Here is a 26,079-nt window from a genome sequence, read left to right as displayed (position 1 = left end):
ATCCTGAAACACCGATCCAATAGCCATTTAACCTAAAGAGGCTGAAGGCGCGAAATGGTTACGCCTCCTCTGCCCCTTCCTGCTCCTGAGCTGACCTCAGCACCTTCTTCATATTTTTCTCGAATTTGGCTCTCGGTATCAGCACACTATGCTGGCACTTCGTACACTTGATCCGGATATCCATCCCCATGCGGATTATTTCCATCTCATTATTCCCGCAAGGATGCGGCTTCTTCATCTGTACGATATCCCCTAGTTGAAATACCTTACGCTCCATCGCTACCGCTCCTCCGTAATCAATCACATCTTATCTATTATATATCATCGGATGCCGACATGATCAAGCCTGGGCCCGTTCCTGACCTTTATCCCGCGCTTCAATGGCTTGCTTAATATCGGTTAAAATCCGCCGTTCGACCGTTTCCCGCGCGTTCGGATTACATTCGGCAGCAATGCGCACCACATACTCGGAGGTGCTCAGCGATTGGATTCCCAAAACATCCGGCGTTCCCTTAACATCCGGACACCGGTCCATAATATTGCTGAGCGCAGCCTGAATGAGTGTGATTGTGTCTTGTAGCTGCTGTTCGTTCTTGACCGGCAGATCGACCACGGCAAGGGAATTGGAGAGGGAAAAGTTCGTAACGCTCGTGATTAATCCGTTTGGAATAATATAAATTTCTCCGTTGAAGCCTCTTACGCGTGTCGTGCGCAAGCCAATAACCTCTACCGTCCCCCGGTATTCTCCGCTCTTAATGACGTCCCCTACGGCAAACTGATCCTCGAAAATAATGAAGAACCCGGTAATAACGTCCTTCACCAAGCTCTGAGCACCAAAACCGATTGCAAGGCCCAACACACCGGCACCGGCCAATAGCGGACCAAGCTTGAATTGGAACTCCGCCAGAATAATCAGGATCATGACAAAGTTACATACAAACGAGGTTACATTTTTCAGCAGCTCCCCTACCGTTACAAACCGCCTTGCATTGACTTGGATCCGGCTTTTTTCCTGTCTTAGCAGAAACCGATCGATCATTTTATAAACAATACGTATGACGATCCGAGTTAGGATGAAGATGATGATGACCCGGATAGCGGACGAAAGAATGTGCATCCACATCACTTCATTCGTTAACCATGCCCAAATCTGATCTTTCAACTGCAATGCCTCCTCTCCCATTTGCTCAAAATTTTCTGGATCAGCTGGATTCTCTGTCAGATAGCCCATTGCCTTCATTCGTTATTTCCTCCCTAATCTTCGATGTTCACATAAATCTGGTTGTCATTGAGAGCAAATATTCCTCTGATCTCCACTTGCTCCCGCCTGATGATATCTTGAACCTCATTTAACGCATCAGGCGGAAATTGAATCGACAATGCGCATCCTGCGGTAATTTCCTTCGGAGTCGGAAACAAATCAATTTCGATATCCGCATACTCCAGCAGCATCTCGGCACGCAGCGCCTGCTGGGTGGAATCAAAAGCAATCAGCATGGCTTCCTCCACGGCTTTATCCCTCCCTCCATCTATCAGGCCTTGTATTCAATCACCCAGCCGCTAATTCACTTCCTTACCTTTCTTCCTTCGCTTTCCACTCTATTACGTAAGCCTCTGCCCTCTATTATTGTATTGCCACTATCTAAGAGATTTATATACGATATTCACCTTTAACATGAAGCCAAGCATTGAGCCGTTGAACGGCCGAGCCTTTCCCCGTTCAGCCTGGTTTTGGGATTTTGAAAAGGACCCGTTCTTAATATTTCATGGCATCGCAAAGTATAAAAACAGTCTTTCATCCATATACTGATACTACCAAATGCAGACGAAAGGAAGATTCTATGAACAGGCTATCTAAAATAACGTCTCGTTCTGATACCCCGAGCTTGAAAATATCCCATACCGATCCTGATATTCACTCTGCCATTATTCATCGCTTGCTCTTCCATCTGTCGGATGTCCGCGTCCAACAAAGGCCGCTTGTCATTGTCTGCATCGGCACCGACCGTTCAACCGGCGATTGCCTTGGACCGCTAGTCGGCACCTCTCTGGCACGTTATAATAGTCCGTTGTTCCATCTATACGGTACATTGGACGAGCCTGTCCACGCCATGAATTTGAAGGAAACACTGACTGCAATCTATGAGAAATTCGACAACCCCTTCGTCATCGGCATCGATGCCTGCCTTGGCCAATCCTCCAGCGTCGGATCGATTCAGGTATCGGATGGACCGCTCAAACCTGGTGCCGGCGTGCATAAAGAATTGCCGCCGGTTGGCGATATCCATGTAACTGGCATCGTCAATGTCGGCGGCTTTATGGAGTACTTCGTATTGCAGAACACGCGTTTAAGCTTAGTCATGCGGCTGTCTGATATCATTGCAACCTGTCTATTTGCCGGGATCAAGGAATGGCATCGTTCTACCCTTCTTGCAGCGCAAGAGTAAGTGCCTCTTTCTCCTCCGGAGACAATGGATATTTGGATTGTCCATCTTTGAGCGGCTTGGCATACACATACGAGCTCTCCCGGTTATGAAGACCGGTCAGAACAATCCCTTCCTCTTGATCGCTAACAATAGCCAGGGAGAAGCTCATTTCGTTTCCACGTTCTCCGAATGCATTATAGCGAACAATGCCAACCCGTGATTTCATTCCTTTCAGCTTTCGGTTAATCGAATCGAGCATTTTCTGGTGATCGGCATGACCCTCTTCAATTTCATCCATTTGTACCTTCAATTGAACCAGCAAGCTTTCCAGATCCTCAACTCCGCTCCCTGCCATCATAGCATCATAACGGCGACGCATCCCCCGAAGCTTTGCCCCTTGAACGATGACCGTAATCCATAAGATCAAGATGATCATGATCATTAAGACGACAAACCAATGCAGCTGTTCCATGATCAATTCATTTAATTCAGTCATGCTTTCTTCCTTCCTCTTCTCCATCTTGATCTCTATACTCAGCCATGAATGTCTGCCATAGCCTGAAGCATAAGGCTAATTTCCTCCGGACGGGTCGTTATACCGACACTCGTCCTAACTGCACCCATCCGATCCGTGCCTGCTGCCATATGCGCAAGCGGTGTACAATGGTAGCCGGAACGAACGGCTATCCGGTATTCCCGATCTAATCGAAAAGCTATTTCCGAAGCGCTGTATGTATCCGATACGAATGCCACAATTCCGGTTCGCGCTTCCCCCTGCCCCGGTCCAAGTATCCGAATCGATGGCAGTGCAAGCAGCCCCTCCATCAACACCTGTGTAAGCTCCCATTCATGCTGGTATATCTGCTTTGGCGTCAGCTCCTGTACCTTATGCACTCCAGCCTGAAGGCCTGCGAAGCCGACGGTATTCGGAGTCCCCGCTTCGTACCGATCCGGACGAATCGTCGGATGTTCCAGCGCCTCCGATTGACTGCCCGTCCCTCCATGCAGAAGCGGCTCCAGATCAATATCAGGTGACAGATACAGTCCTCCTGTCCCCTGCGGACCGAGCAGCCCCTTATGTCCGGGGAAAGCGAGCATACCGATATTCATGTCCTCCACATGGATATCCAGCACACCTGCACTTTGAGCTGCATCTACGAGAAGGACAGCGCCTTTCTTCTTCGCGAGCGCCCCTAACTCTTCCAACGGAACAATAGAACCGAGCAGGTTGGAGCTGTGACTGCAGACGATAAGCTTCGTATTTGAGCGAAAAGCCGACTCCACCTCCTGCAGCCTCAACTCTCCTTTTTCATTAACCGCCACGTAGTCTACCTGCACTCCCCGCGTTCGCTTCAAATATTCCAGCGGGCGACGCACGGAATTATGTTCGATCATCGTTGCAATCACGTGATCTCCTTCTCGCAAGTATCCTTTAATCGCTAAATTCAGCGCCTCTGTCGTATTGGATGTGAGCACGATATCATTAGGATTTTTAACTCCGAACAAAGCTGCCAATGCCCTTCTAGTCCCATATAACACACGAGAAGCCTTCACCGCCATGGCATGACTCCCCCGTCCGGGATTGGCTGCAGCCTCCTCCATCGACACTCTCATTGCTTCCAACACTTCGGGAGGTTTCGGCCATGATGTTGCTGCATGATCCAGATAAACGATTGAGTCCACGTTCGCCGCTCCTTCTCAACCCGAAGTTACGTTTCTTTGAAACCCTTGTTCTCCCTCAAATCAAACACATTAGCCTTGACCATTCAACCACAATGTTCATAACTATACTCGTCACACTTTCCCATACGAGCCCAGCGATTCACCTAAGACCTTGTCCCACGAACAAATTCTCGCCTTTTCTTTTACCACAGAAAGACAATTCATATCATTTCATTCGTTCTAATAGGGTTAAACAAAGACATATCTATTTCCCGCTCCGGGAACATCGACATGTCTTTGGTTTTAAGCACGACAACGCAACGATTCTGTTGCACGTCCTCTCGATCTTACGGGCGCTCACCTATTATACAGGATCCTGCACCTGAATTATTTGCAATTTTGATAACTATTACCGAATTATTGGAGCATCTCCAGCAAGCGTTCCAAGTCCTGTTTGCTGTAATAATTCAGCTCGATTTTCCCCTTATCTTTGTTATGCTTGATTTTCACCGTCGTCTTGAACCTTTCTCTCAAGCTTTCCTCAAGATGGTCAATATACGGATCTTTCTTCTTCGTTTTAACCTTACTCTTGTCAACTGGTTTACGATCCAGGTTCTTAACGGCCTCCTCCAATTCGCGGACACTCCACTCCTGTTCCACGCATTGCTTAGCCAGCTGCTTCACAAGCACCGGATCTTTAATTCCGACGATCGCTCTTGCGTGTCCCATAGACAATGTTCCACGTGAAACATTTTCCTTCACTTCCTCCGGAAGAGACAGCAACCGAAGAAAGTTAGCGATATGCGAACGGGATTTCCCGACCTTTAGCGACAGCTCCTCTTGCGTTAAGGAAAATTGTTCCATCAACCCTTGATAAGCCACTGCGATTTCCATCGCGTTCAGATTCTCCCGCTGCAGGTTCTCGATCAATGCTATTTCCATTACCTGCTGATCACTGAATGAACGGACTACGGCAGGAATGGTCGCTTTGCCGCAATATTGAGATGCCCGGAACCGACGCTCTCCGGCGATGATTTCGTATCCCTTTAAAACACTGCGTACAATAATCGGCTGAATGACACCATGCTGCCGGATGGACTCTGCCAATTCCTGAATAGCTTCATCGTTGAACGTCTTGCGCGGCTGGTACGGATTCGCTCGCAACTGAGTCAGCGGAATTTCCACAACCTTGTCATCCTCATGAATAGACAAAGAAGGAATAAGCGCATCCAGCCCTTTTCCTAAACGTTTACTCATACGAGATCACTTCCTTTGCCAGCTCCAAGTATACTTCCGCTCCCTTTGAACGAGGATCATAGGTCATGATCGATTGTCCGTGGGATGGCGCTTCACTCAAACGAACATTTCTTGGAATAATCGTACTGTACACTTTCTCTTGAAAATACTTCTTCACTTCTTCAATAACCTGAATGCCGAGATTGGTCCGGGCATCCAGCATCGTCAACAGCACACCTTCGATCTTCAGCGATGTATTCAGGTGTTTCTGAACGAGACGAACCGTATTCAGCAGCTGGCTAAGCCCTTCCAATGCGTAATACTCACACTGAATCGGAATAATGACCGAATCGGCTGCCGTCAACGAATTAATCGTCAAAATCCCGAGCGATGGTGGGCAATCAATGAGAATATAATCGTATTGGGGTTTGATCAGCTGCAGCGATTTCTTAAGACGCACTTCACGGGAGATCGTGGGAACCAGCTCAATCTCCGCGCCAGCCAATTGAATGGTTGCCGGTATGATGTCGAGCCCCTCTACGTTCGTCCCACATATAGCGTCCTTCGGGTGTACTTCATTGATGATAATATCATAAATGCAATTTGCAACATCGGCTTTATTAATACCAACCCCGCTTGTCGTGTTGCCCTGGGGGTCTATATCCACCAAAAGCACCCGTTTGCCTAGCGTAGCCAATCCAGCTCCCAGATTGACGGAAGTCGTCGTTTTGCCGACACCGCCCTTTTGATTTGCTATGGCAATAATTTTAGACACTCATTTCACCTCAATGTAGGAAGACTCTTCTAAGTAGTCGCAATAGATGATACACAGCCCGAGAGCCGGATATAGATCATATGAACACCCCCAAATCAATAAGCAGATCCGGGTCATTCATCGATGAAAAAAAAGCAATACAGTTATACAAGCTTTTCATCTTTAAACGAAAGCTGTATTTCTGGCTGTGGATGATACCGGTCAATAACGACAAGATTCAGCCCTCCTGAATCGGAAGGTTGAATATTGCCGGCATCATTTTTTTATATTGGATATAACGCTGATAATTTCGAGAATTCATAAACGACCAATATGAGGGTGCCAGCGAAACGTAAAGGGCTTACTTTCGAACTTGAAGCGAAATCATCCCGGAATGCCCCAATTCCATTAACGCTTAAGTCAATGAAACAGGGAGCAACAAGCCTCGGATTCAAACACCTCGTTTATGCTCAATAGAAAAAGCGGCACGATGCATACCGCCTTTACACCCGATTAACGTTTAGGTATTTTGATCACGATTTCATAATGATCTTCATGATCGTTCTCTGTTGTCTTGATGGCCATGCCTGAGCCTGAAACCATATCAATCGATTGACGGATCGTATTCAGTGCTAGACGAACGTCCTTGCTATAGGAGATCCGTTTGGCCTTCTTCATCGTTGTTACCTCTTTATAGAAGGCAATGCGCGCCTCCGTCTGTTTCACATTCAGTTCCTTGGTGATGATCTCATCCAACACCTTCAGTTGGGTCTCCTCATTGTCCAAAGAAAGCAGTGCACGCGCATGGCGTTCCGTGACTTTACGTTCCATTAATGCTGCTTTGACCGGTTCCGGCAGCTGCAGCAGACGGATTTTGTTAGCAATCGTCGACTGGCTCTTGCCAAGTCTCTGCGCCAAGCTTTCCTGTGTTAATTGATGAAGGTCGATCAGCTTCTGATAAGCAACGGCCTCTTCAATTGAAGTAAGCCCTTCGCGCTGCAAATTCTCGATCAGGGCAATCGATGCTGCCTGAGAATCGTTGAACTCCCGAACAATAGCCGGAATCGTATCCAGACCCAGCTTCTTAACCGCACGCCAGCGGCGTTCCCCGGCAATGATTTCATACACGCCGTTACGGACCCGGACAACGATCGGTTGAATCACTCCATGGGTTCTAATCGTCTGGAGCAACTCATCAATTTTCTCATCATCAAATATCGTCCGCGGCTGGTATGGGCTGCTGACAACCTCGTTGACCGGGATTTGTTTCACTTCATCCCCTTGGTTACGCTCTGCCGCCAAGCCAAACAACTTCGAAAATTGTTCTTTCATTCCGTATATTACCACCTAATTTCATGATAGCATGGATGAGCCCCCGACAATCATCAGAGCCGGCAAATACCGGCAGGCAAACTACCGCCCTGCAGTTTACACTGCTAGCCTCGGCACCCCATATCCCCTATATGTGGAAGCCGCTTATGTAGTAATAGAGCCAGGCATTTCCCTGCAAAAACATACTTCATGCAAATTGAGAACCAACGCCATCATCATCTTCGCTGGGCGCACTTCTCTGAAAAGCCGCATTCAACACGACTAATTCTTGAAAGATACAACAGGAGGTAATATCATGATGTCATTACATTGAATATCTAACAAGAATAGATCTATACCTCTACTCGTGCAGCAAACCATCGTGAATAGGACCGCCTTCAACAAATGGACATCGCTGTCTCAACAGCTATTCTCCGTCGCTGTGTGGTAGCCGTTCGTCTGCACGAAGCAAGGATGGGCGAATCACCTTGATCGAACCTTTCGGTGCCCATCAAAGAACGGGCTAAGTCAGCCCGCCTGCTTGTATAATGCTACGATTCTATTCTACCACTTTTTGTTCTATAACTCTATTCTCCAAAATCACCTTTTTTCCTGCATTTCTCGTTTTGATTAGCACTCATTTATGTGAAATCTCACAAAACAATAACACTCATACCTTCCTATTTGAATAAAGGCATAGTCGGTTTTTATCCTAAGTGATTGGTAAGGTAGATTCATAGTTTTTGTGAATTCCTTCATAAGTAGAAGTTTCGTTCCTCTACAATGGGTTTTCCCAAAAATGTTCCATGCCGACTGCGTAATGCCCGCCATGCCATTTAAGGCTGGAAATGGGCGTCAACCATCACGCATGCAAATAGGTTTTGCTTTGGTAAAGCAATATGCTATCAGGCTTCAAATTTTATGCTTTATACTCCTATCCTTCATACTTCATTCTTCATACTTCATTCTTCATACTTCATTCTTCATACTTCCTGCACCATGTTAGTCACCTTATTTTTGCCTATGATCAACTCCACTCCCCCCCTATCAAATGTTTCACGTGAAACATTTGCATAATTTCTACCAACTAGCGGATCGTAGTCACTTTTATAAGCTCTTGGAGAGCACGCTAGTGCATGCAAACCAACAAAGTCTAGAATTTAAAAACAGAGTCTGCCCATGGCCTTTTATAACCGCAAATTCCATGAAAGCAATTAATGTATAGGGTTTAACTTGAACAGATTCTCGAGCTGATGGCCCAGCATGGCCGCTTCTCATTGAATGCGTTGGTTCCGGCCGTTCAACCGGCGATTGTCTTGGGCCGTTAGTCGGAACGTCTCAGGCACGTTAGAATAACTCGTTGTTTCATGGATTATGGATCTCTAACGAACTGATCTGTAACTGACTACTTTAATGATGATTTATAGCTGGTCTTATAATTGATCTTGCAGCTAAGCTAGCAACTGATTTTGCACTAGCTGTTCTTACAATTGAGGATACGGGGTGTGAAAATATGCTGTGTGAAATCGGTATATATAAAATAATGACTCTTGGTATGTGGCGGCACACCAGATTATAAAACGCCAAAAAATACATCCTTGGATCCTTAAATCCTTGATTTGTTCTAAATCATACCATAGCACAAAAAAGAAGGACCCGCCTTGGGTCCTTCTTTACATTTACCTTCACGGATGCCGTCTGAACGATGCTGCAAATTTCACGCCATCAATAATGTGACTATGCCCCTGCAACTTGACCAACCATCCAATCCAATAAGCAAACATCTCTGATCATCGCTTTGCGCATCCCCAGCATGCCACAAGACCTCTTAGAGCGGAGATTTGGCCGCTGTCCCCGCTTTGCGCGGGTATTTGGCCGGGGTAGCGCCCTTCTTGTCGATAATGACGATGTGGCGGTCCGATTCCTCAATCGGAAGCGAGAATGAGTAAACTTGGTTCAGGGAGCCTCTTAGCTCTTTCAGGCTGCGAGCGGCTTCCTGGATTTCCTCCGAGGGGTCGCTGCCTTTCATTGCCGCGAACCTCCCTCCCACCTTCGTAAACGGTAGACAGAATTCATTTAGTACCGCCATTCGGGCTACCGCTCGGGCAGTAACCAGGTCGAATCCGTCCCGGTATCCCTGCTTGCGGGCTACCTCTTCCGCCCGGCCGTGGATCAGTTCAACCTGCTCCAAGCCCAACGTCTCCACCACATGCTTCAAAAAGGTGATGCGCTTATTAAGTGAATCTACAATAGTCAGATTCAAATGGGGGAACGCGATTTTGAGCGGAATCCCCGGGAAGCCTGCACCGGACCCGATGTCGGCCATATTTCCGATGTCGGGCATCTTTACGTAGAACGCAAGCGTAAGCGAGTCGTAAAAATGCTTGGTATATACTTGATCCCGCTCAGTGATCCCGGTCAGGTTCATCTTCTCGTTCCATTCCACTAGCAGCTCATAATATTGCTCAAACTGATGAAGCTGCCGATCATCTATCGCGATGCCTTGCTGCTGCAGCCGTTCAACAAATGACTTCTGGATATCGTCCATACCTTATCCTTTCGCTGCGGTTACCCGGTTATAGTGCTCAAGATACACAAGCAGTATCGAAATATCCGCCGGTGTGACGCCACTGATCCGGGATGCTTGCCCAATGGAGATCGGGCGGATTTTGTTCAGCTTCTGACGAGCTTCGATGGCCAAACCGTGAATATCATCGTAGACGATGTCTTCCGGAATCCGTTTCTTCTCCATCTTCTGCAGGCGCTCCACATGACCCAGCTGCTTCTCGATATAACCGGCATATTTGACTTGAATTTCAACCTGCTCCTTCATTTCCTCATCCAATTCATAAGGAGACGGTGAAATCGACTCGATCATCGCAAACGTCACTTCCGGACGGCGAAGGATGGTGAGCAGATTGCTTCCGTCCTGGATAGAAGCCGAACCGGCTGCTTCCAGCATCGGATTTACCTCAACCGGCTTCACCTTTGCTTGACGGAGCCGCTCAATTTCCTGCTCGACCAGTTCTTTTTTGCGCAGGAAATTTGCATACCGCTCTTCCGAGATCAGGCCGATGTCATGACCGATTTCGGTCAAGCGCAGATCCGCATTGTCATGGCGGAGCAGCAAACGGTATTCGGCACGGGAAGTCAGCAAGCGATAAGGCTCATTGGTTCCCTTCGTCACCAAATCATCGATCATTACGCCGATGTAGCCTTGCGAACGGTCCAGAATGACCGGTTCTTTCCCTTGCACTTTGCGGGCGGCATTGATGCCGGCCATAATCCCTTGCCCTGCCGCCTCTTCGTAGCCGGATGTTCCGTTAATTTGACCTGCCGTAAACAGCCCCGGAAGCTTCTTCGTCTCCAGCGTTGGCCACAACTGGGTCGGAACGATCGCGTCATACTCAATAGCATAACCATTGCGCATCAATTCCACTTTCTCCATCCCTGGAATGGAACGGAGCATGGCCAGCTGTACATCTTCCGGCATGCTGGTGGATAGCCCTTGCACATAATATTCCTTCGTGTTTTTGCCTTCCGGCTCCAGGAAAATCTGATGCTTCGATTTGTCGGCAAACCGAACAACTTTATCCTCAATCGAAGGACAGTAGCGTGGTCCGGTGCCTTCGATAAGACCCGAATACATCGGCGCACGGTGCAGATTATCATTAATAATTTGGTGCGTATCCACCGACGTGTACGTCAGCCAGCATGGAAGCTGCTCGTTATCCGACGATTTCGTTTCGTACGAGAAAAACTTAGGATTTTCATCGCCCGGTTGAATTTCCGTTTTGGAAAAATCAATCGTGTCCTTGTGAACCCGCGGAGGAGTTCCTGTTTTAAAGCGGACGAGGTCAAAGCCGAGCTCGCGAAGGTTCTCCGCCAGCTTCACCGATGGCTGTTGATTATTCGGTCCGCTCTCGTACGTCAGCTCGCCCATAATCACTTTGCCGCGCAGGTACGTGCCTGTCGTCACGACGACAGCTTTGGCGCGGTATTCCGTACCGGTTTGTGTCACAACGCCGACACAGACGCCGTCTTCAACGATGAGGCGGTCTACCATGCCTTGACGAAGCGTGAGCTTCTCTTCCTTCTCGAGCGTTTCTTTCATCGTGTGCTGATAGGAGAATTTATCGGCTTGCGCACGCAATGCATGCACCGCCGGTCCTTTTCCTGTATTCAGCATCCGCATTTGAATAAAGGTTTTGTCAATATTGCGTCCCATTTCCCCGCCAAGCGCGTCAATCTCGCGAACGACATGTCCTTTGGCCGGACCGCCAATCGACGGGTTGCAGGGCATAAAAGCAACCATATCCAGGTTGATCGTGATCATCAACGTTTCGACACCCATTCGGGCAGACGCAAGCGCCGCTTCACAGCCGGCGTGTCCTGCACCGACGACAATAACGTCATACGTGCCTCCCATAAAACTCATGGCTAACCCTCCTATTCGAATATTGTTTTCATATATTAAAGCCTCCACCATGTCTGTGGATCAGCTTAGAACTTCTAAAAAAAACTACAACCTGCAGCTTATCGCTTATTATAGAAGAAAAACGATGGTAATGGAGACCAAGAATTCCGGAGGAATATCCGGTCACCCAAATCACCCCACAACCTCCGGCTCCGCATTTTCCTTCCATTTCAACAAATCATCCTCCAGCGATTACTTGCCCAGACAGAACTGCGAGAAAATCTGGTCAATCAGCGAATCGCCAACGGCTTCGCCCAGGATTTCGCCGAGCTGCTCCCAAGCGAGCCGCACATCGATCTGGATCATATCGATCGGGATGAGCTGATCGGCCGCTTCATAAGCATCCTGAAGCGACTGCTTCGCTTTTTTCAACAGGGCAATATGCCGCACATTGCTGACATACGTCAGATCCCCGCCTTCGATTCGGCCGCTGAAGAACAAATTCGAGATGGCCTCCTCCAGCCGATCGATGCCCTCCTGTGCCTTCACGGACATCGGAACGATCAATTCATCCGGAACATACCGGTTCAGCACATCCTTATCGAGCTGAGACGGTAAGTCCATTTTATTCATAATGACGATACATTGTCTACCGCGTATTTGTTCCATCAATTCCAGTTCATCCTGATGCAGCGGCTCGCTGGCATTCAGGACGAGCAAAATCAAATCGGCCTCGTTCACCGCATGCCGGGAACGCTCGACGCCGATCTGCTCGACCACGTCCATCGTTTCGCGGATTCCGGCCGTATCCAGCAGCTTCAGCGGAATATTGTTGATCGTCACATATTCCTCAATCACATCACGCGTCGTGCCCGGAATATCCGTCACAATCGCCTTATTGTCTTGCGCCAGCGTATTGAGCAGCGAGGATTTCCCTACGTTCGGACGCCCGACAATCGCTGTCGTGATGCCTTCGCGCAAAATTTTCCCTTCCTGGGCCGTTTTCAGCAGCTTGTCGATCTCGCCCATCACCTGACTGCTCTTCTCTTTAATGAACTCTGCCGTCAAAGATTCCACGTCATGCTCGGGATAATCGATGTTCACCTCGATGTGGGCCAAGGTTTCCACCAGCGTATGACGAAGCTCCTTGATTTTCCGGGACAAGGTCCCCTCCACCTGCTTCAACGCCACCGAGAAAGCACGATCCGATTTCGAACGGATCAGGTCAATGACTGCCTCTGCCTGGGACAAATCGATACGGCCATTCAGGAAGGCCCGCTTCGTAAATTCCCCCGGCTCGGCAAGACGGATGTTCAGCTGCAGCAGCAGATCCATTACCCTTTTTACCGAGATGACCCCGCCGTGGGCGCTGATCTCAACCACATCCTCGGTCGTGAACGACCGGGGCGCCCGCATGACCGTAACAAGCACCTCTTCAAGATTCTCCCTGGTCTGCGGATCTACAATATGGCCGTAGTGGACCGTATGGGATTCCACCTGGCTCAGCTTACGCTTAGTCTTAAATATACGCTCCACTTCCGTCACGGCGTCCGGTCCGCTGACGCGAATAATCGCGATCCCGCCTTCACCGACGGCCGTAGAAATGGCTGCAATTGTATCGCTATACATGCTGTATTCACCTCTTTCTATTTAGAACGGGTGCAGATTCATACCCTATGCATTCTGCAACTCGCTGTATCTCCTCTTAGATAACGCCCTCCTCGGGCGTATAACGGCTGCACCAAGCTGTAGCTCGAACAATCGCCCGGCTGATGCGCCCCAAAACTGTATCTTGGTAAAAAACAATGACTCCCTTTAACAAGCTTAAGGAGTCATTGATCAACATATACTCTTCTAATTAAGGCTTACGACGATTTCGGAGTGATGACCACTCTGCGATTCGGCTCTTCGCCTTTGCTGTACGTCTTCACGCCGCCGTGGGATTGCAGTCTGGCATGGATGACCTTCCGCTCTGCGGCCGGCATCGGCTCCAACACAATCTCCTTGCGGCTCTTCAGAACCCGTCCGGCAAGCCGGTCGGCCAGATCCTCCAGCGTCTTCTTGCGGCGTTCCCTGAAGTTCTCCGCATCCAGAACGATGCGAAGGTAACTGTCCGAATAACGATTCGCCACGATGTTCGCCAGATACTGAAGGGCGTCCAGCGTCTGGCCTCTGCGGCCGATCATCAGCCCGAGGCCCGCGCCGGAAATATGAAGCGTCGTGAAATCTTTCCCCTTTTCCTGCTCGACCGAGATATCCAGCCCCATGGCCTGTCCCGTCTCGCGAAGGAAGCTGATGGCTTCCTCATAAGGGTCCTTCTTCGCCTCAGCGGCTTCCGTGCGGCTCTCTTCCATCGTTGCCACGGCGGATGGTGCCGGCACGCTCGAGGCTTGGGATACCTTCACCTCTGCGGCAGGTGCCGACTGCTGGGACGAAGGAGTCATCGGATGGTGTGATTCGCCGCCGGCGCGTTCAGGCAGGAGCGTTAGTTCAACTTTCGCTTCCTTGACCCCGAACAGGCCCAGGAATCCTCTTGATGGCTGACTCAATATTTGAACCGATACACGATCCTGACTTACACCCAAGCGGGCCAGCCCTTGTGCGACAGCTTCTTCAATGGTTTTTCCTGTTGCGACGATTTTACTCATCTCGACTTTTTGGCTCCTTTCGAACCCTTTTTCCCGCCTTTATGACCGCTCTTGTTCCCGGATTTATTGCTCTTTTGACCTTGGGTCGCGCTGGCAACGCTTGCCGTTACAGCTGCCTTGTCATTGTTGCGGTACAAGAAGTAGTTCTGCACGATCGTGTACAGGTTACTGTAGAACCAGTACAGCGGAAGCGCAGCAGGAAACTGAAAGGACATGACAAAGATCAAAATCGGATACACGAACAGCATAAACTGCATCATCCCCATCTGTGGAGACGGGTTCATCTTCATCATCATCTTCGTTTGCAGATACGTCGTGGCTGCTGCCAATACCGGCAGGATGAACAGCTTGTCCGGCTCACCGAGCTGCATCCACAAGAACTCGTGCTCACGAAGAAGTCCATTATAGTAGATCGAATGATAGAGTGCGATAAAAATCGGCATTTGAACGAGCAGCGGCAAGCAGCCCGCCATCGGATTGACCTTGTTCTCCTGGAAAAGCTTCATCGTTTCCATCTGCATTTTCTCAGGATTGTCTTTATATTTCTCACGGATCTTCTGAACCTCAGGCTGGATCGCCTGCATGGCCTTAGAGCTTCTGACCTGCTTCAAGGTCAGCGGCAGGATCAATGTACGGACGATAAGCACCATTACAAGGACAGATAATCCGTATTCACCGTTAAACCATGTAGCAAACGTATCAAGTGCCAAGGTAAAGTAGTAAACAACGTTGCTCTGCCAAAAGCCGCCATTTTTCAAGTCTTCGATGGAACGCGTTTGGTCAGCTCCAGGCGCACAACCTGATATAACCGCCACTGCGAGTATTACAGCGGCGAGGAGGAACCATTTTCCTCGTCTTGTCTTCATGAACGACACTTCAAAACCCCTCTCTTCGCCATTGCCATTCCACGGTAAATCATAACATATTTATATGGACAAATAAACACAAGCGTTCAGCCCTTTTTCGGTTTCAAAAGCGAGGATTTCCGCAGAACATGCAGCACGCTTTTTTCAAGCTCCTGATACGACTTGCCCAGCGCTCCCTTTCGGACAATGAAGATCAAGTCGATATGCTCCACGATCTCATGCTGATGGTGCCGGACAATCTCCTTCACCACACGTCTCATCCGGTTGCGTACGACGGCATTTCCGATCTTCTTGCTGCACGATACGCCGACGCGAAACTGCTCTACCTCTTTTTTACGCGACCAATATAAGACAAACTGATGATTGGCAAAGGACTTTCCGTGCCGATATACCCGGCTGAAGTCCGCGCGGTTCCGTAAACGAAGTTTTCTATGCACAAGTCTCTCCCTGCCTGACCGATAATCAAATTCATTAAACGACATTCTCCGCCTCCGGGCATCGCTTCCTATATATATAGTATAGTCATGCCGGTACGACGGTAAACGCAAACAACATCACATACACGAAGGGCCTCCTAAGTGATCTAATACAGGTCGGCATTTACCCCACCCTTCATCAAACAGGAGATATTACGAAAAAAAGACCACCTCGGTGGTCTTCGGCACAGTATTAAGCGCTAAGTACTTTTCTTCCTTTTTGACGGCGGCTAGCCAATACTTTGCGTCCGTTCTTCGTGCTCATTCTTTTGCGGAAGCCGTGCACCTTCTTGCGCTTGCTCACATTCGGTTTGAATGTTGGTCTCATGATCTAATGCACCCCCTTACAGGAATCTCTCATACGTATTTTAAGATTAAACGTCTACCGACGCACTTTCACGGAAGACAGACCGCCAAGTCGTCGTCCATCGACGCATCTCTTGATAACAGACCGCAGTGATTGCGGATGATGTCCTTTATCTTCACAGAAAATGCCTTTTTACATTTAATCACGATCAGGACTAAAAGTCAAATCAAACTTTGCCTTTTTAGGAAGCTTAAGTTTTCCACATGTAGCGTTTATTGCTAGTTTTGATTTATCCACATGGGGATAACCTATTGAAACCGTCTGTGAATAGAACTATTGGCGTTTTTCGGACCTTGATCGGGCGACGCCTCGCCGGTTTACACCGGCGCCATAAAGGAGTAGTATAAATAATTGAATTTAAGTTGTATACAAGTATACATCTAAGAAGGAGCTGCATCATATTATGAAAATAGGCATGATCGGCCTTGGGAAAATGGGTCTCAATCTGGTCCAGAACCTGATTCATCATCAGCATGAGGTCGTCGCGTACGATTTGAATGCCGATCTGGTGAGCAAGGCTGCCGGTTATGGGGCCGAAGGCACCGCTTCGACTGAAGAACTGGTGGCGAAGCTGGATTCGCCCCGTATCATATGGATGATGGTTCCTGCCGGTAAGATTGTGGATTCGGTCATTGATTCGCTATCCCCTCTTCTTGCCCAGGGCGATATTCTGATTGACGGCGGCAACTCTCATTATAAGGATTCCATTGCCCGGGCAACCCGTTTGTCGGAGCAAGGAATTTATTATTTCGATGCCGGCACGTCCGGCGGCATGGAAGGTGCCCATAACGGAGGCTGCTTTATGATCGGCGGCAACCGCGAGGTATTCAGCCGCATCGAACCCCTGTTCAAGGACATGGCTGTCGAGAACGGCTATCTATACGCCGGCGAAAGCGGCAGCGGGCATTTCCTCAAGATGGTCCATAACGGGATCGAATACGGGATGATGCAGTCCATTGCCGAAGGTTTTGAAGTGTTGGAAAAGAGCGCTTTTGACTACAATTACGAGGATGTTGCCCGGGTATGGTCGAACGGTTCCGTCATCCGCAGCTGGCTCATGGAGCTCACGCAGAACGCTTTCTCCAAAGATCCGAAGCTGGAAGGCATCAAAGGTGTCATGCATTCCTCCGGCGAAGGCAAATGGACCGTCGAAACGGCGCTGGAAGTTCAGGCAAGCGCACCGGTAATCGCCCTCTCCCTGTTTATGCGTTACCGCTCGCTGGATCAAGATACGTTTCATGGAAAAGTCGTGGCAGCGCTTCGCAATGAATTCGGCGGCCATGCGGTCGAGAAGTCGGAATAATCCGCTTCTCCATCCGCGTTTTAGCAAGCGTCTTCATAGCCTGGATAACATCCGGGGAAAAACGGCATCATGAATGGAATCCGGAACTTTTCCTGTGGTATGATTACCACGAAAGAGGATGATTACTAGTTAACCGGATTGGAGAATCAGTCTATGAAATACCCATCGGCCTGGCTGCAGGGAGCTTCGCTTGGCGAGGCCATTGCGAGCGAGTTAAGGCTGCAGATCATTAGCGGCACGATCAAGCGCGGGGAAGTCATTTCAGAGAACCGGATCGCAGGCGAGTTCGGCACCAGCCGATCCCCTGTTCGCGAAGCGATGAAAACGCTGTCCAGCGAGGGCTTGATTCAGTTGGAGCGCATGGGCGCTGTTGTCATGGGCCTATCCCTTAAAGACGTCGAAGAGCTGTACGATGTGCGGTATCTTATTGAAAGCTTCGTGCAAGGAGAGGTTTTTGCGCGGCAGCAGCCGGAATTGATCCGCCAGCTTCGGCAAATTGTCGACAGGATGGAGCTTGCTGCCAAGCATGTGGATCCGATCGAGTATTCCTATCAGGATCTGAGCTTCCACGAGCGCATCATAACCGAGGCGAATCATAAGCGGATCATGCATTTATGGAAGAGCATCCGTCCGATTGTGATGACGGTCATGCTGATCACAACCCGGCAGGTGTTCAGCGGAGGTGCCTCCAAGCTCCGATACGTAACGGACAAGCATATCCGGCTTATTCAAGAGATGGAATCCTTGGATCCGGACCGGATTCAAACGGCGGTTCAGCAATATTTCGATGATTCCCGCCGGACGCTGCATCTGAGTTTCCCGGAGGATTAACTTATCGTAGTCCTCCCTTCCTCCGTTTCTTATTGCACGCTCTAAGTTGTCGACAAGTATACAATAGAAATTCATTCTGTTTTGGGCATACTACCGCAGAAAACCGCTCAGTTTACCAATAACCACCCGGACATAATGGGTAATCTATAGGAGGAAGACAGCTATGAACACACTTTTTGGTCTCAGCCATAACGCTACTTTAATGTTCTGGACCTTGCTGACGATCGTTTTTCTGATCGTGCTGATATCCAAATATAAGTGGAATCCCTTCGTTACACTACTGATCGCTGCGCTGCTGCTGGGGCTGTTGACCGGCATGCAGCCGATGGACGTGATCACATCCATAACCGGCGGTCTCGGCGGAACGCTCGGAACGATAGCCATCGTTATCGCGCTTGGCACCATGCTGGGCAAAATGATGGCCGAGTCCGGAGGCGCCGAGCAAATCGCAACGACGCTGGTCAATCGCTTCGGGGAGAAGCGGGTACACTGGGCCATGATGATTGTCGGCTTTATTGTCGGTATTCCCGTGTTTTTTGAGGTCGGTGTTATTTTGCTGATTCCGATCGTCTTTACCGTAGCCCGTAAAACGAAAATGTCGCTGCTGCAGATCGGCATTCCGATTCTGGCCGGCTTATCCACGGTTCACGGTCTGGTTCCGCCCCATCCCGCTCCGATGATCGCGATTGATGCGTACGGCGCGGACCTGGGCATTACCATTCTGTACTCGTTTGTCATCGGGATTCCTGCCGCCATTCTTGCAGGTCCCGTATTCGGCAAATATATCGGCAAGCGGATCACAACCGAGCCGCCTGAAGAGCTGGCCGAGCAGTTCTCCAGCAAAGCGGATCGCGGACTGCCCGGCTTCGGCATCACGATCTTCACCATCTTGCTTCCCGTCATTCTGATGCTGATCGGCTCGGCAGCTGAGATCATCGATCCTAACAACACGAGCGCCATATCTGTCATCTGCAAATTCGTGGGACACGAAGTCATCGCCCTTCTGATTGCGGCGGTGTTCTCGTTCTTCTCGCTCGGCTTTGCACGCGGCTTCAACAAGCATGAGCTGTCGAAGTTCACCAGCGAGTGTCTAGCGCCGATCGCCTCCATCATTCTGATTATCGGTGCAGGCGGCGCCTTCAAGCAGGTACTGATTAACAGCGGCGTCGGCAATGCGATTGCCGAGATTGCCACCGGCGCCAACATCAATATCATCCTGTTCGCATGGCTGGTCGCAGCCCTGATCCGGGTTGCAACCGGCTCGGCCACCGTAGCCATGACGACGGCTGCCGGCATTGTTGCACCTGTGCTCGCCATGACGCCGGACGCCAATGTCGCGCTTGTCGTCCTTGCTACCGGCGCCGGATCCATCGTCTTGTCCCACGTCAATGACGCTGGATTTTGGATGGTTAAGGAATTCTTCAATATGACCGTAGCCCAGACGCTGAAGACCTGGACCGTGCTGGAGACGATTCTCTCTGTAACCGGTCTTGTATTGGCCCTTGTCCTAAATCTAATTGTATAATTGAACATAAGCTCATGAGGTCCCCGGTGAAGATACGCGCATCAACGCAAGACTTCGCTTGGGGACCTCAAATAGAAAGAAGGTATGTCTCTTGAGTACACAGAACTACATGATCGGTGTCGATATCGGAACGACAAGCACCAAAGCGGTGCTGTTTAAGGAGAATGGAGAAGTCGTCGCCAAGGCCGGCGGTGAATACCCCCTTCACACCCCTACGCCTTCGACGGCCGAGCAGGATCCGGAACAGATTTTTCAAACGGTGCTCTCCTCGGTCCAAGGCGTGATGGCCGATACCGGAATTTCTCCGAAGCAGGTATTGTTCGTGTCCTTCAGTGCCGCAATGCACAGCGTCATTGCCGTGGATAAGGAAGGAGTCCCGTTAACCCGCTGCATTACGTGGGCGGATAACCGGAGTGCCGCCTGGTCCGCGAAACTCAAGAAGGAGCTTGGCGGCATGGAGCTGTATTTGAGAACCGGCACGCCGATTCACCCGATGTCGCCGGTGACAAAGCTGATGTGGCTCCGTCATGATCAGCCGTCCGTGTTCAAGCAAACCGCCAAATTCATTTCGATTAAGGAATATGTATACTATAAGCTGTTCGGCAAGTATGTGGTGGACCATTCCATCGCCTCCAGCACCGGCATGATGAATCTGGAAGCCCTCGCTTGGGATCAGGAAGCGCTGAAGCTGGCCGGGATTACCGAGGATCAATTGTCCACACTCGTGCCAACCACACATATCATGACAGGCCTGAAGGAAGAATACGCTGCTCGTATGGGTCTCCTTCCTTCCACTCCGTTCGTGCTTGGGGCTGCGGACGGCGTTCTGTCCAACCTTGGCGTCAACGCGATTCAGCCGGGCGTCGTTGCGGCGACCATCGGTACGAGCGGCGCCATCCGAACGGTCGTAGACCGGCCGATGACCGATCCGAAAGGACGGATCTTCTGCTATGCCCTGACCGAGAAGCACTGGGTCATCGGCGGTGCCGTCAATAACGGCGGCATGATTTTCCGCTGGGTACGGGACGAATTCGCGGCATCGGAGATTGAAACGGCCAAGCGGCTCGGGATCAATCCGTACGATGTGCTGACCAAAATTGCAGACCGCATTCCTCCGGGCTCGAACGGCCTTTTGTTCCATCCGTATTTAACGGGAGAACGTGCCCCGCTGTGGGATCCGAATGCGCGCGGCTCGTTCTTTGGCCTTACGCTGAACCATCAGAAGGAGCATATGATCCGTTCCGTATTGGAAGGTGTCATTTTCAATATGTATACCGTTCTGCTCGCCATGGAGGAGCAGATGGGCCATCCGGCGAAGATTCACGCCACCGGCGGGTTTGCCCGCTCACCGATCTGGCGGCAGATGATGGCCGATATCTTCGACCAGCAGGTGATCGTGCCGGAGAGCTATGAGAGCTCCTGTCTCGGCGCCGTCGTCCTGGGCTTATATGCTACGGGAAGAGTGGATTCGCTAGATATCGTCTCAACGATGGTCGGCGGCACGCATGAGCACCAGCCGGTGAAGGAGAACGCCGATGTGTATAAAGCGCTCCTTCCGATCTATATCCGGATCTCGCGCAAGCTGGAGGAAGACTATGAAGCCATATCGGAGTTCCAGCGCAGATTTGAGCAGAAATAACATGAGTGACCTAGTAAAATAAAGACAGCCTGTCTTTGGCGGAGGAATATCCCTCGCAAAGACAGGCTTTTTTTATGATGCAGGATGCATGCTCCCCGGCGCACCAACAATCTGGATGATCATGCAATCACCGAGGGCGGATTAAGAGCCTGGGGCGAATCGCCAACAGTCTCGATTAACGGGCCTAATGCCTTTTTAACAAAGCCGACAGCGTAAGCCTCCCCCTCCGCTCTCCTAGTCACAACGCATAAGAAAAAAATATCCCCAGCGAGACTATCATCCCGAAGACGCCGCCGACCTTGCACATGAAGAAATAAAAATCGCTCGGCTCCGGGTCACTCACCATCAGATTGGAAGGAGATATATGAAACATAAAGCGCTGAAAGGCTTCATAACGAAAACTGCACCAGTTGAAAATAAACAATGCGACCGCCAAAAGGAAGAACCCTACGCTGCCGTTAGGCTGATGGAACGCTTCGTCCGACGCAGCGGCAAGATCCGCTGGAAAATAACGAGGGCTATCCGGATCCCTTATTTTGTTTCCCAACCCAACCTGTATGACTGCCGGGGGAAGCACCCACTCTCCAGCCTGATCGAACACCTGGAATCCGTCTTGGCCAAACGGCTCCACCCGGAATTCGGTACCATCCGGATAAACGACCGCATACGGCTCCCATTCCCCGCTCATCCCTTCTTTTCCGTGAATCTGGTACCTTTCTTCCTCGGCTTCAATCACCCGATCTGACTCATACTTGTGAACATACACCGGACTTCCCCGGCCGAATAAAGCGCGATATTCGACCGTACCGCTGCCCGAATCCTCATACTTGAAGTATTTGACGTCGTCCAGATAAAAAAATGTCTTCGAATAATAGCTTTGCGCCCAGCCTGCGACCGCAGCAACGATCAAGACCAGCACGAGCAACCCTAGCCATCTCCTCCACTGAGCCCTAGGCTGCGTTTCTCCCATCCCGTTTCCTCCGTTCGAAGTTTCCTTATAGTACGGCGATGAATGACCACAGGTTGCGCTGCTCTCAACCCTCCTGAGCAGACAAAAATCCCCCATTCGACATGCCGTGCACGCCCTAGTGAGGGATATCCACAACCGTTTGTACCTTTGGTTGATTATAAAGGCCGCTAGAACATTCAACCAGAAGTTATGAACAGATGGAGATGGAAGCAAAAATTGTTTGCGATTTGGACAACCTGTGCATAATTTTTTTCGCATGAAGGCTAATGATGTCGAAAGCTGAACAATTTATAAACAATATCTAGTGGTGTGAATAAGAATTATGCACAACGTATTGAATTTGTGGATAAATTAGCGACATACATTGAAAATAAGGCCTTCTTTTGCTATGATGATATTACTTTTGGATGTGAATATGTGAATGAACACATGATATTATCAACAGGCTGTGGATAAAGTTGTGAACAATTTCAATTTATCCATATTTTTTTGTTTCCACAGGGGGTTAGCTTTGGGGATAATTTGACATCGTTCATTTTGGTTCGACATTTCCACTCATGGCTCTAGCCACATTTGGAAGATTTAAAGGAGTGACAGTTTTGGAAAGCCATACTTCCGAATTATGGCAGGAAATATTATCGATAATACAGACCAAGCTCAGCAAACCGAGCTTTGACACTTGGTTTAAAGCGACCAAGGCATTGACCATTAACGATCACTCCGTCGTCATTTCCGCGCCGACAACGTTTGCCGTGGAATGGCTGGAGAGCCGATATACGAAGCTGGTAAGCTCAACGGTCTATGAGGTGATCGGCAAACAGGTCGATGTGAGGTTTGTGATTGAAGAGGCAAAGTCACAGGAGCCGGCTCCTCAGCAGCCGTCCCCCCCGTTAGAAGTTAGCGGAGACGAAATTCAATCCCATATGCTGAACCCGAAATACACCTTTGACACGTTCGTCATCGGCTCGGGCAACCGGTTTGCGCATGCCGCCTCGCTCGCCGTCGCCGAAGCGCCGGCCAAAGCGTACAACCCGTTGTTCCTCTACGGAGGGGTAGGACTTGGCAAGACACACTTGATGCACGCCATCGGCCATTATATTTTGGAGCATAATCCGAGCAGCAAGGTCGTGTACATTTCCTCAGAGAAGTTCACCAACGAGTTTATCAACTCCATCCGTGACAACCGCGCCGAAAGCTTCCGCAACAAGTACCGCAACGTCGATATTCTGCTCATTGACGATATTCAGTTTTTGGCCGGGAAGGAATCGACGCAGGAGGAATTTTTCCATACGTTTAACGCGCTGCATGAGGAACGGAAGCAGATCATCATATCAAGTGACCGGCCGCCCAAGGAAATTCCGACGCTGGAGGAAAGACTCCGTTCACGGTTCGAATGGGGACTGATCACCGATATTCAGCCGCCGGACCTTGAGACCCGGATCGCGATCTTGCGCAAGAAGGCGAAGGCCGAGAATTTGGACATTCCGAACGAAGCGATGATGTATATTGCCAACCAGATCGATACCAACATCCGGGAGCTTGAAGGCGCCCTTATCCGTGTTGTTGCTTATTCCTCTCTGACGAACCAGGATGTGACCACGCATCTTGCAGCGGAAGCGCTGAAGGATATCATCCCGTCCAGCCGGCCGAGAATGATTACGATCCAGGATATTCAGCAGAAGGTGGGCGAGTACTACAATCTGCGGCTGGAGGACTTCAAAGCCCGCAAACGGACCAAAGCCGTCGCCTTTCCGCGGCAGATCGCCATGTACTTGTCCCGTGAATTGACCGATTATTCCCTTCCGAAGATCGGAGAAGCTTTCGGAGGACGGGACCATACCACCGTCATTCATGCGCATGAGAAGATCACCCAATCGCTGAAGACCGACCAGGAGCTCTTCAAAGTGGTTAACAATATTACGGAGAAAATCAAAAATCCAACCTGAACAAGTTCAAAGCCTATGCACAATCTATACACATGTGGATAGGCTTAATTTTATGCCTTTTCACGGGCTTATCCACATATTCAGTGCGCCTACTACTTGTACTATAAATAATTAATAAAATAATTATCCATAAAGAGGGGAATCATCGGCCTTCCGCCGAATGAAACAATACCCCTCTCATTTTTCCGCAAGGAGTGAAATTGATGAAAATCAGCATATTGAAAAATGTATTGAACGAATCCATCCAACACGTGTCCAAAGCGATCTCCAGCCGGACCACCATTCCGATCCTGAGCGGCATTAAACTTGATGTCACTTATTCCGGCGTGACGCTGACAGCCAGCGATACGGATATTTCCATCCAATCGTTTATTCCTTCGGAAGATGAAAAGCACACGATTGTTCAGGTTGAAAGACCGGGTAGTGTCGTGCTTCCGGCTAAATTTTTCGTTGAAATCATCAAGAAGCTGCCCTCCCAGGAAATCCATATGGAGGTTAAAGATCAATTCCAGACCTTTATTTCCGCAGGCGCAACCGAAATCCAAATGGTCGGCCTTGATCCGGATGAATTCCCGGTATTGCCGAACATCGAAGGCAGTCAGACGATCTCGCTTCCGGGAGATCTGCTGAAAAACATGATCAAGCAGACGGTATTCTCCATCTCGACGCACGAGACGACGCCGATTCTGACAGGGGTTCTGTGGAGCCTGAACAACAATGAGCTGAAATTTACCGCAACCGACCGTCATCGTCTGGCGACTCGGTCCGCGAATATTGAAGGTGTGGATGATATTTCGTTCAACAACGTAGTCATTGCCGGCAAAACCTTGAACGAGCTGAGCAAGATCATTCCGGATCAAAATACGCTGGTCGATATCGTTGTGGCCGATAATCAGGTATTATTTAAAATTGACCGTGTGCTGTTCTATTCGCGTATATTAGACGGCATTTATCCCGATACTTCTAGAATTATTCCGACGACGCATAAAACAGAACTCGTTTTGGATACAAAAAAATTAAGCGAGTCGATCGACCGTGCGTACCTGCTGTCGAGAGAGGAAAAAACGAATATCGTGCTGCTGCAAACGATGGAGAACGGGGGCATTGAAATCTCCTCGAGTTCCTCCGAGCTCGGTAAAGTGCGTGAAGAATTGGATCTGATTGAATTCAAGGGGGATCCGCTGCGCATTTCCTTCAACTCGAAATATATGCTGGACGTGCTGAAGGTCGTCGAGAGCGAGCAGCTGATGATTGCCTTCATGGGAGTCATGAGCCCGATCATTCTGAAGCCGCTCGATGACAGCAAGAGTCAGTATATTATTCTGCCGTACCGTACGGCGAACTAAAGAGGATGTTCAAAAAGTCGTCTATTGGTCACGGATCCGACTTATTTGAACCCGCTATAAAAGTTATCCCCATGTTGATAAGGAGGAAAGGACAGGCAAATGAAGCAAATCTTTATCCACAGCGAGTATATTAAGCTGGACCAATTTCTGAAGCTGGCGGATTGCGTATCCACAGGCGGCATGGCGAAGGAGCTGCTGGCGGAGGGGGCCGTGCTGGTCAACGATGAGAAGGAAGAGCGGCGCGGACGCAAGCTGGTTCCCGGCGACATCGTCAAGGTGGAGGACTGCGGAACCTTTCAGGTGGCGGCGCAATAGACAGCCTCCCGTTAGGCGCTAGGCGCGGATGACGAGGGAGA

The 26,079-nt window shown here is 49.7% G+C and carries 24 protein-coding genes; 8 read left to right on the top strand and 16 right to left on the bottom strand.

Annotated features, from left to right (window positions below; all coding sequences use genetic code 11):
* Window positions 1-58 precede the first annotated feature (58 nt).
* From MKX76_RS22960 to MKX76_RS22950, 3 genes are all read right to left on the bottom strand, one after another.
* On the bottom strand, window positions 59-277 hold the full coding sequence (locus tag MKX76_RS22960; RefSeq protein WP_007129216.1) for a DUF951 domain-containing protein: 219 nt from the start codon (window positions 275-277) through the stop codon (window positions 59-61).
* A gap of 63 nt (window positions 278-340) precedes the next feature.
* On the bottom strand, window positions 341-1,240 hold the full coding sequence (locus MKX76_RS22955) for a mechanosensitive ion channel family protein (protein WP_007129217.1): 900 nt from the start codon (window positions 1,238-1,240) through the stop codon (window positions 341-343).
* 14 nt (window positions 1,241-1,254) lie between these two features.
* Window positions 1,255-1,509, bottom strand: coding sequence for a DUF3343 domain-containing protein (locus MKX76_RS22950; RefSeq protein ID WP_040738345.1), 255 nt, complete (start codon window positions 1,507-1,509; stop codon window positions 1,255-1,257).
* Between the two features lie 332 nt (window positions 1,510-1,841).
* Between MKX76_RS22950 and yyaC the strand changes: the two genes are divergently transcribed.
* A complete protein-coding gene (gene yyaC, locus MKX76_RS22945) occupies window positions 1,842-2,447 on the top strand; it encodes a spore protease YyaC (protein ID WP_007129219.1) in 606 nt (201 codons plus the stop codon).
* Here the strand turns inward: yyaC and MKX76_RS22940 are convergent.
* From MKX76_RS22940 to rpmH, 12 genes are all read right to left on the bottom strand, one after another.
* Window positions 2,422-2,922, bottom strand: coding sequence for a DUF4446 family protein (locus MKX76_RS22940; RefSeq protein ID WP_007129220.1), 501 nt, complete (start codon window positions 2,920-2,922; stop codon window positions 2,422-2,424). The genes yyaC and MKX76_RS22940 overlap by 26 nt on opposite strands.
* A gap of 38 nt (window positions 2,923-2,960) precedes the next feature.
* Window positions 2,961-4,109, bottom strand: coding sequence for an aminotransferase class V-fold PLP-dependent enzyme (locus tag MKX76_RS22935; protein ID WP_341034657.1), 1,149 nt, complete (start codon window positions 4,107-4,109; stop codon window positions 2,961-2,963).
* A gap of 396 nt (window positions 4,110-4,505) precedes the next feature.
* Window positions 4,506-5,345: a ParB/RepB/Spo0J family partition protein gene (locus tag MKX76_RS22930; protein WP_007129222.1), complete on the bottom strand. Its 840-nt coding sequence runs from the start codon at window positions 5,343-5,345 to the stop codon at window positions 4,506-4,508.
* Window positions 5,338-6,099: a ParA family protein gene (locus MKX76_RS22925; RefSeq protein WP_007129223.1), complete on the bottom strand. Its 762-nt coding sequence runs from the start codon at window positions 6,097-6,099 to the stop codon at window positions 5,338-5,340. The genes MKX76_RS22930 and MKX76_RS22925 overlap by 8 nt, the downstream gene beginning before the upstream one ends.
* A 492-nt stretch (window positions 6,100-6,591) precedes the next feature.
* Window positions 6,592-7,410: a nucleoid occlusion protein gene (gene noc, locus MKX76_RS22920; protein ID WP_007129224.1), complete on the bottom strand. Its 819-nt coding sequence runs from the start codon at window positions 7,408-7,410 to the stop codon at window positions 6,592-6,594.
* Window positions 7,411-9,217: 1,807 nt separating this feature from the next.
* Window positions 9,218-9,937 carry a 16S rRNA (guanine(527)-N(7))-methyltransferase RsmG gene (gene rsmG, locus MKX76_RS22915; RefSeq protein WP_007129225.1) on the bottom strand — a complete coding sequence of 240 codons (720 nt, stop codon included), beginning with the start codon at window positions 9,935-9,937 and terminating at the stop codon, window positions 9,218-9,220.
* A 3-nt stretch (window positions 9,938-9,940) separates the two neighbouring features.
* Window positions 9,941-11,827 (bottom strand): tRNA uridine-5-carboxymethylaminomethyl(34) synthesis enzyme MnmG, encoded by a 1,887-nt coding sequence (mnmG, locus tag MKX76_RS22910; RefSeq protein WP_007129226.1) that lies wholly within the window; start codon window positions 11,825-11,827, stop codon window positions 9,941-9,943.
* Between the two features lie 231 nt (window positions 11,828-12,058).
* Window positions 12,059-13,435 (bottom strand): tRNA uridine-5-carboxymethylaminomethyl(34) synthesis GTPase MnmE, encoded by a 1,377-nt coding sequence (gene mnmE / locus MKX76_RS22905; RefSeq protein WP_341034656.1) that lies wholly within the window; start codon window positions 13,433-13,435, stop codon window positions 12,059-12,061.
* Between the two features lie 236 nt (window positions 13,436-13,671).
* The gene (jag, locus tag MKX76_RS22900; RefSeq protein ID WP_341034655.1) at window positions 13,672-14,454 is read right to left on the bottom strand and encodes an RNA-binding cell elongation regulator Jag/EloR; all 783 of its coding nucleotides are present in this window, start codon (window positions 14,452-14,454) and stop codon (window positions 13,672-13,674) included.
* The gene (locus tag MKX76_RS22895) at window positions 14,451-15,329 is read right to left on the bottom strand and encodes a YidC/Oxa1 family membrane protein insertase (RefSeq protein WP_007129229.1); all 879 of its coding nucleotides are present in this window, start codon (window positions 15,327-15,329) and stop codon (window positions 14,451-14,453) included. Before MKX76_RS22895 ends, jag begins: the two co-directional genes overlap by 4 nt.
* A 77-nt stretch (window positions 15,330-15,406) precedes the next feature.
* Window positions 15,407-15,757, bottom strand: a complete 351-nt coding sequence (gene rnpA / locus MKX76_RS22890) for a ribonuclease P protein component (protein WP_028406528.1) — start codon at window positions 15,755-15,757, stop codon at window positions 15,407-15,409.
* A gap of 232 nt (window positions 15,758-15,989) precedes the next feature.
* Window positions 15,990-16,124 (bottom strand): 50S ribosomal protein L34, encoded by a 135-nt coding sequence (gene rpmH / locus MKX76_RS22885; protein ID WP_007129231.1) that lies wholly within the window; start codon window positions 16,122-16,124, stop codon window positions 15,990-15,992.
* Window positions 16,125-16,566: 442 nt separating this feature from the next.
* Here rpmH and gnd point away from each other — a divergent pair, with 442 nt between their 5' ends.
* The 4 genes from gnd (at window position 16,567) to gntK (ending at window position 21,461) form a co-directional block, all read left to right on the top strand.
* Window positions 16,567-17,466 (top strand): phosphogluconate dehydrogenase (NAD(+)-dependent, decarboxylating), encoded by a 900-nt coding sequence (gene gnd, locus MKX76_RS22880; protein ID WP_007129232.1) that lies wholly within the window; start codon window positions 16,567-16,569, stop codon window positions 17,464-17,466.
* Window positions 17,467-17,619: 153 nt separating this feature from the next.
* A complete protein-coding gene (locus MKX76_RS22875; protein ID WP_028406529.1) occupies window positions 17,620-18,297 on the top strand; it encodes an FCD domain-containing protein in 678 nt (225 codons plus the stop codon).
* A 163-nt stretch (window positions 18,298-18,460) separates the two neighbouring features.
* Window positions 18,461-19,822 (top strand): GntP family permease, encoded by a 1,362-nt coding sequence (locus tag MKX76_RS22870; protein ID WP_007129234.1) that lies wholly within the window; start codon window positions 18,461-18,463, stop codon window positions 19,820-19,822.
* Window positions 19,823-19,913: 91 nt separating this feature from the next.
* Window positions 19,914-21,461, top strand: coding sequence for a gluconokinase (gene gntK / locus MKX76_RS22865; RefSeq protein ID WP_341034654.1), 1,548 nt, complete (start codon window positions 19,914-19,916; stop codon window positions 21,459-21,461).
* 238 nt (window positions 21,462-21,699) lie between these two features.
* Here the strand turns inward: gntK and MKX76_RS22860 are convergent, their stop codons facing one another.
* Window positions 21,700-22,431, bottom strand: a complete 732-nt coding sequence (locus MKX76_RS22860) for a hypothetical protein (protein ID WP_341034653.1) — start codon at window positions 22,429-22,431, stop codon at window positions 21,700-21,702.
* A gap of 599 nt (window positions 22,432-23,030) precedes the next feature.
* On the opposite strand from MKX76_RS22860, the gene dnaA reads away from it, so the two are divergent.
* From dnaA to yaaA, 3 genes are all read left to right on the top strand, one after another.
* A complete protein-coding gene (gene dnaA, locus MKX76_RS22855; protein WP_007129237.1) occupies window positions 23,031-24,377 on the top strand; it encodes a chromosomal replication initiator protein DnaA in 1,347 nt (448 codons plus the stop codon).
* Window positions 24,378-24,580: 203 nt separating this feature from the next.
* On the top strand, window positions 24,581-25,723 hold the full coding sequence (dnaN, locus tag MKX76_RS22850) for a DNA polymerase III subunit beta (RefSeq protein WP_007129238.1): 1,143 nt from the start codon (window positions 24,581-24,583) through the stop codon (window positions 25,721-25,723).
* Between the two features lie 99 nt (window positions 25,724-25,822).
* The gene (yaaA, locus tag MKX76_RS22845) at window positions 25,823-26,038 is read left to right on the top strand and encodes a S4 domain-containing protein YaaA (RefSeq protein WP_007129239.1); all 216 of its coding nucleotides are present in this window, start codon (window positions 25,823-25,825) and stop codon (window positions 26,036-26,038) included.
* Window positions 26,039-26,079 lie beyond the last annotated feature (41 nt).

The organism is Paenibacillus sp. FSL R5-0810, from assembly GCF_038002285.1.
Lineage (GTDB): Bacteria > Bacillota > Bacilli > Paenibacillales > Paenibacillaceae > Paenibacillus_AQ > Paenibacillus_AQ lactis.
This window is presented reverse-complemented; position numbering and strand designations above follow the sequence as displayed.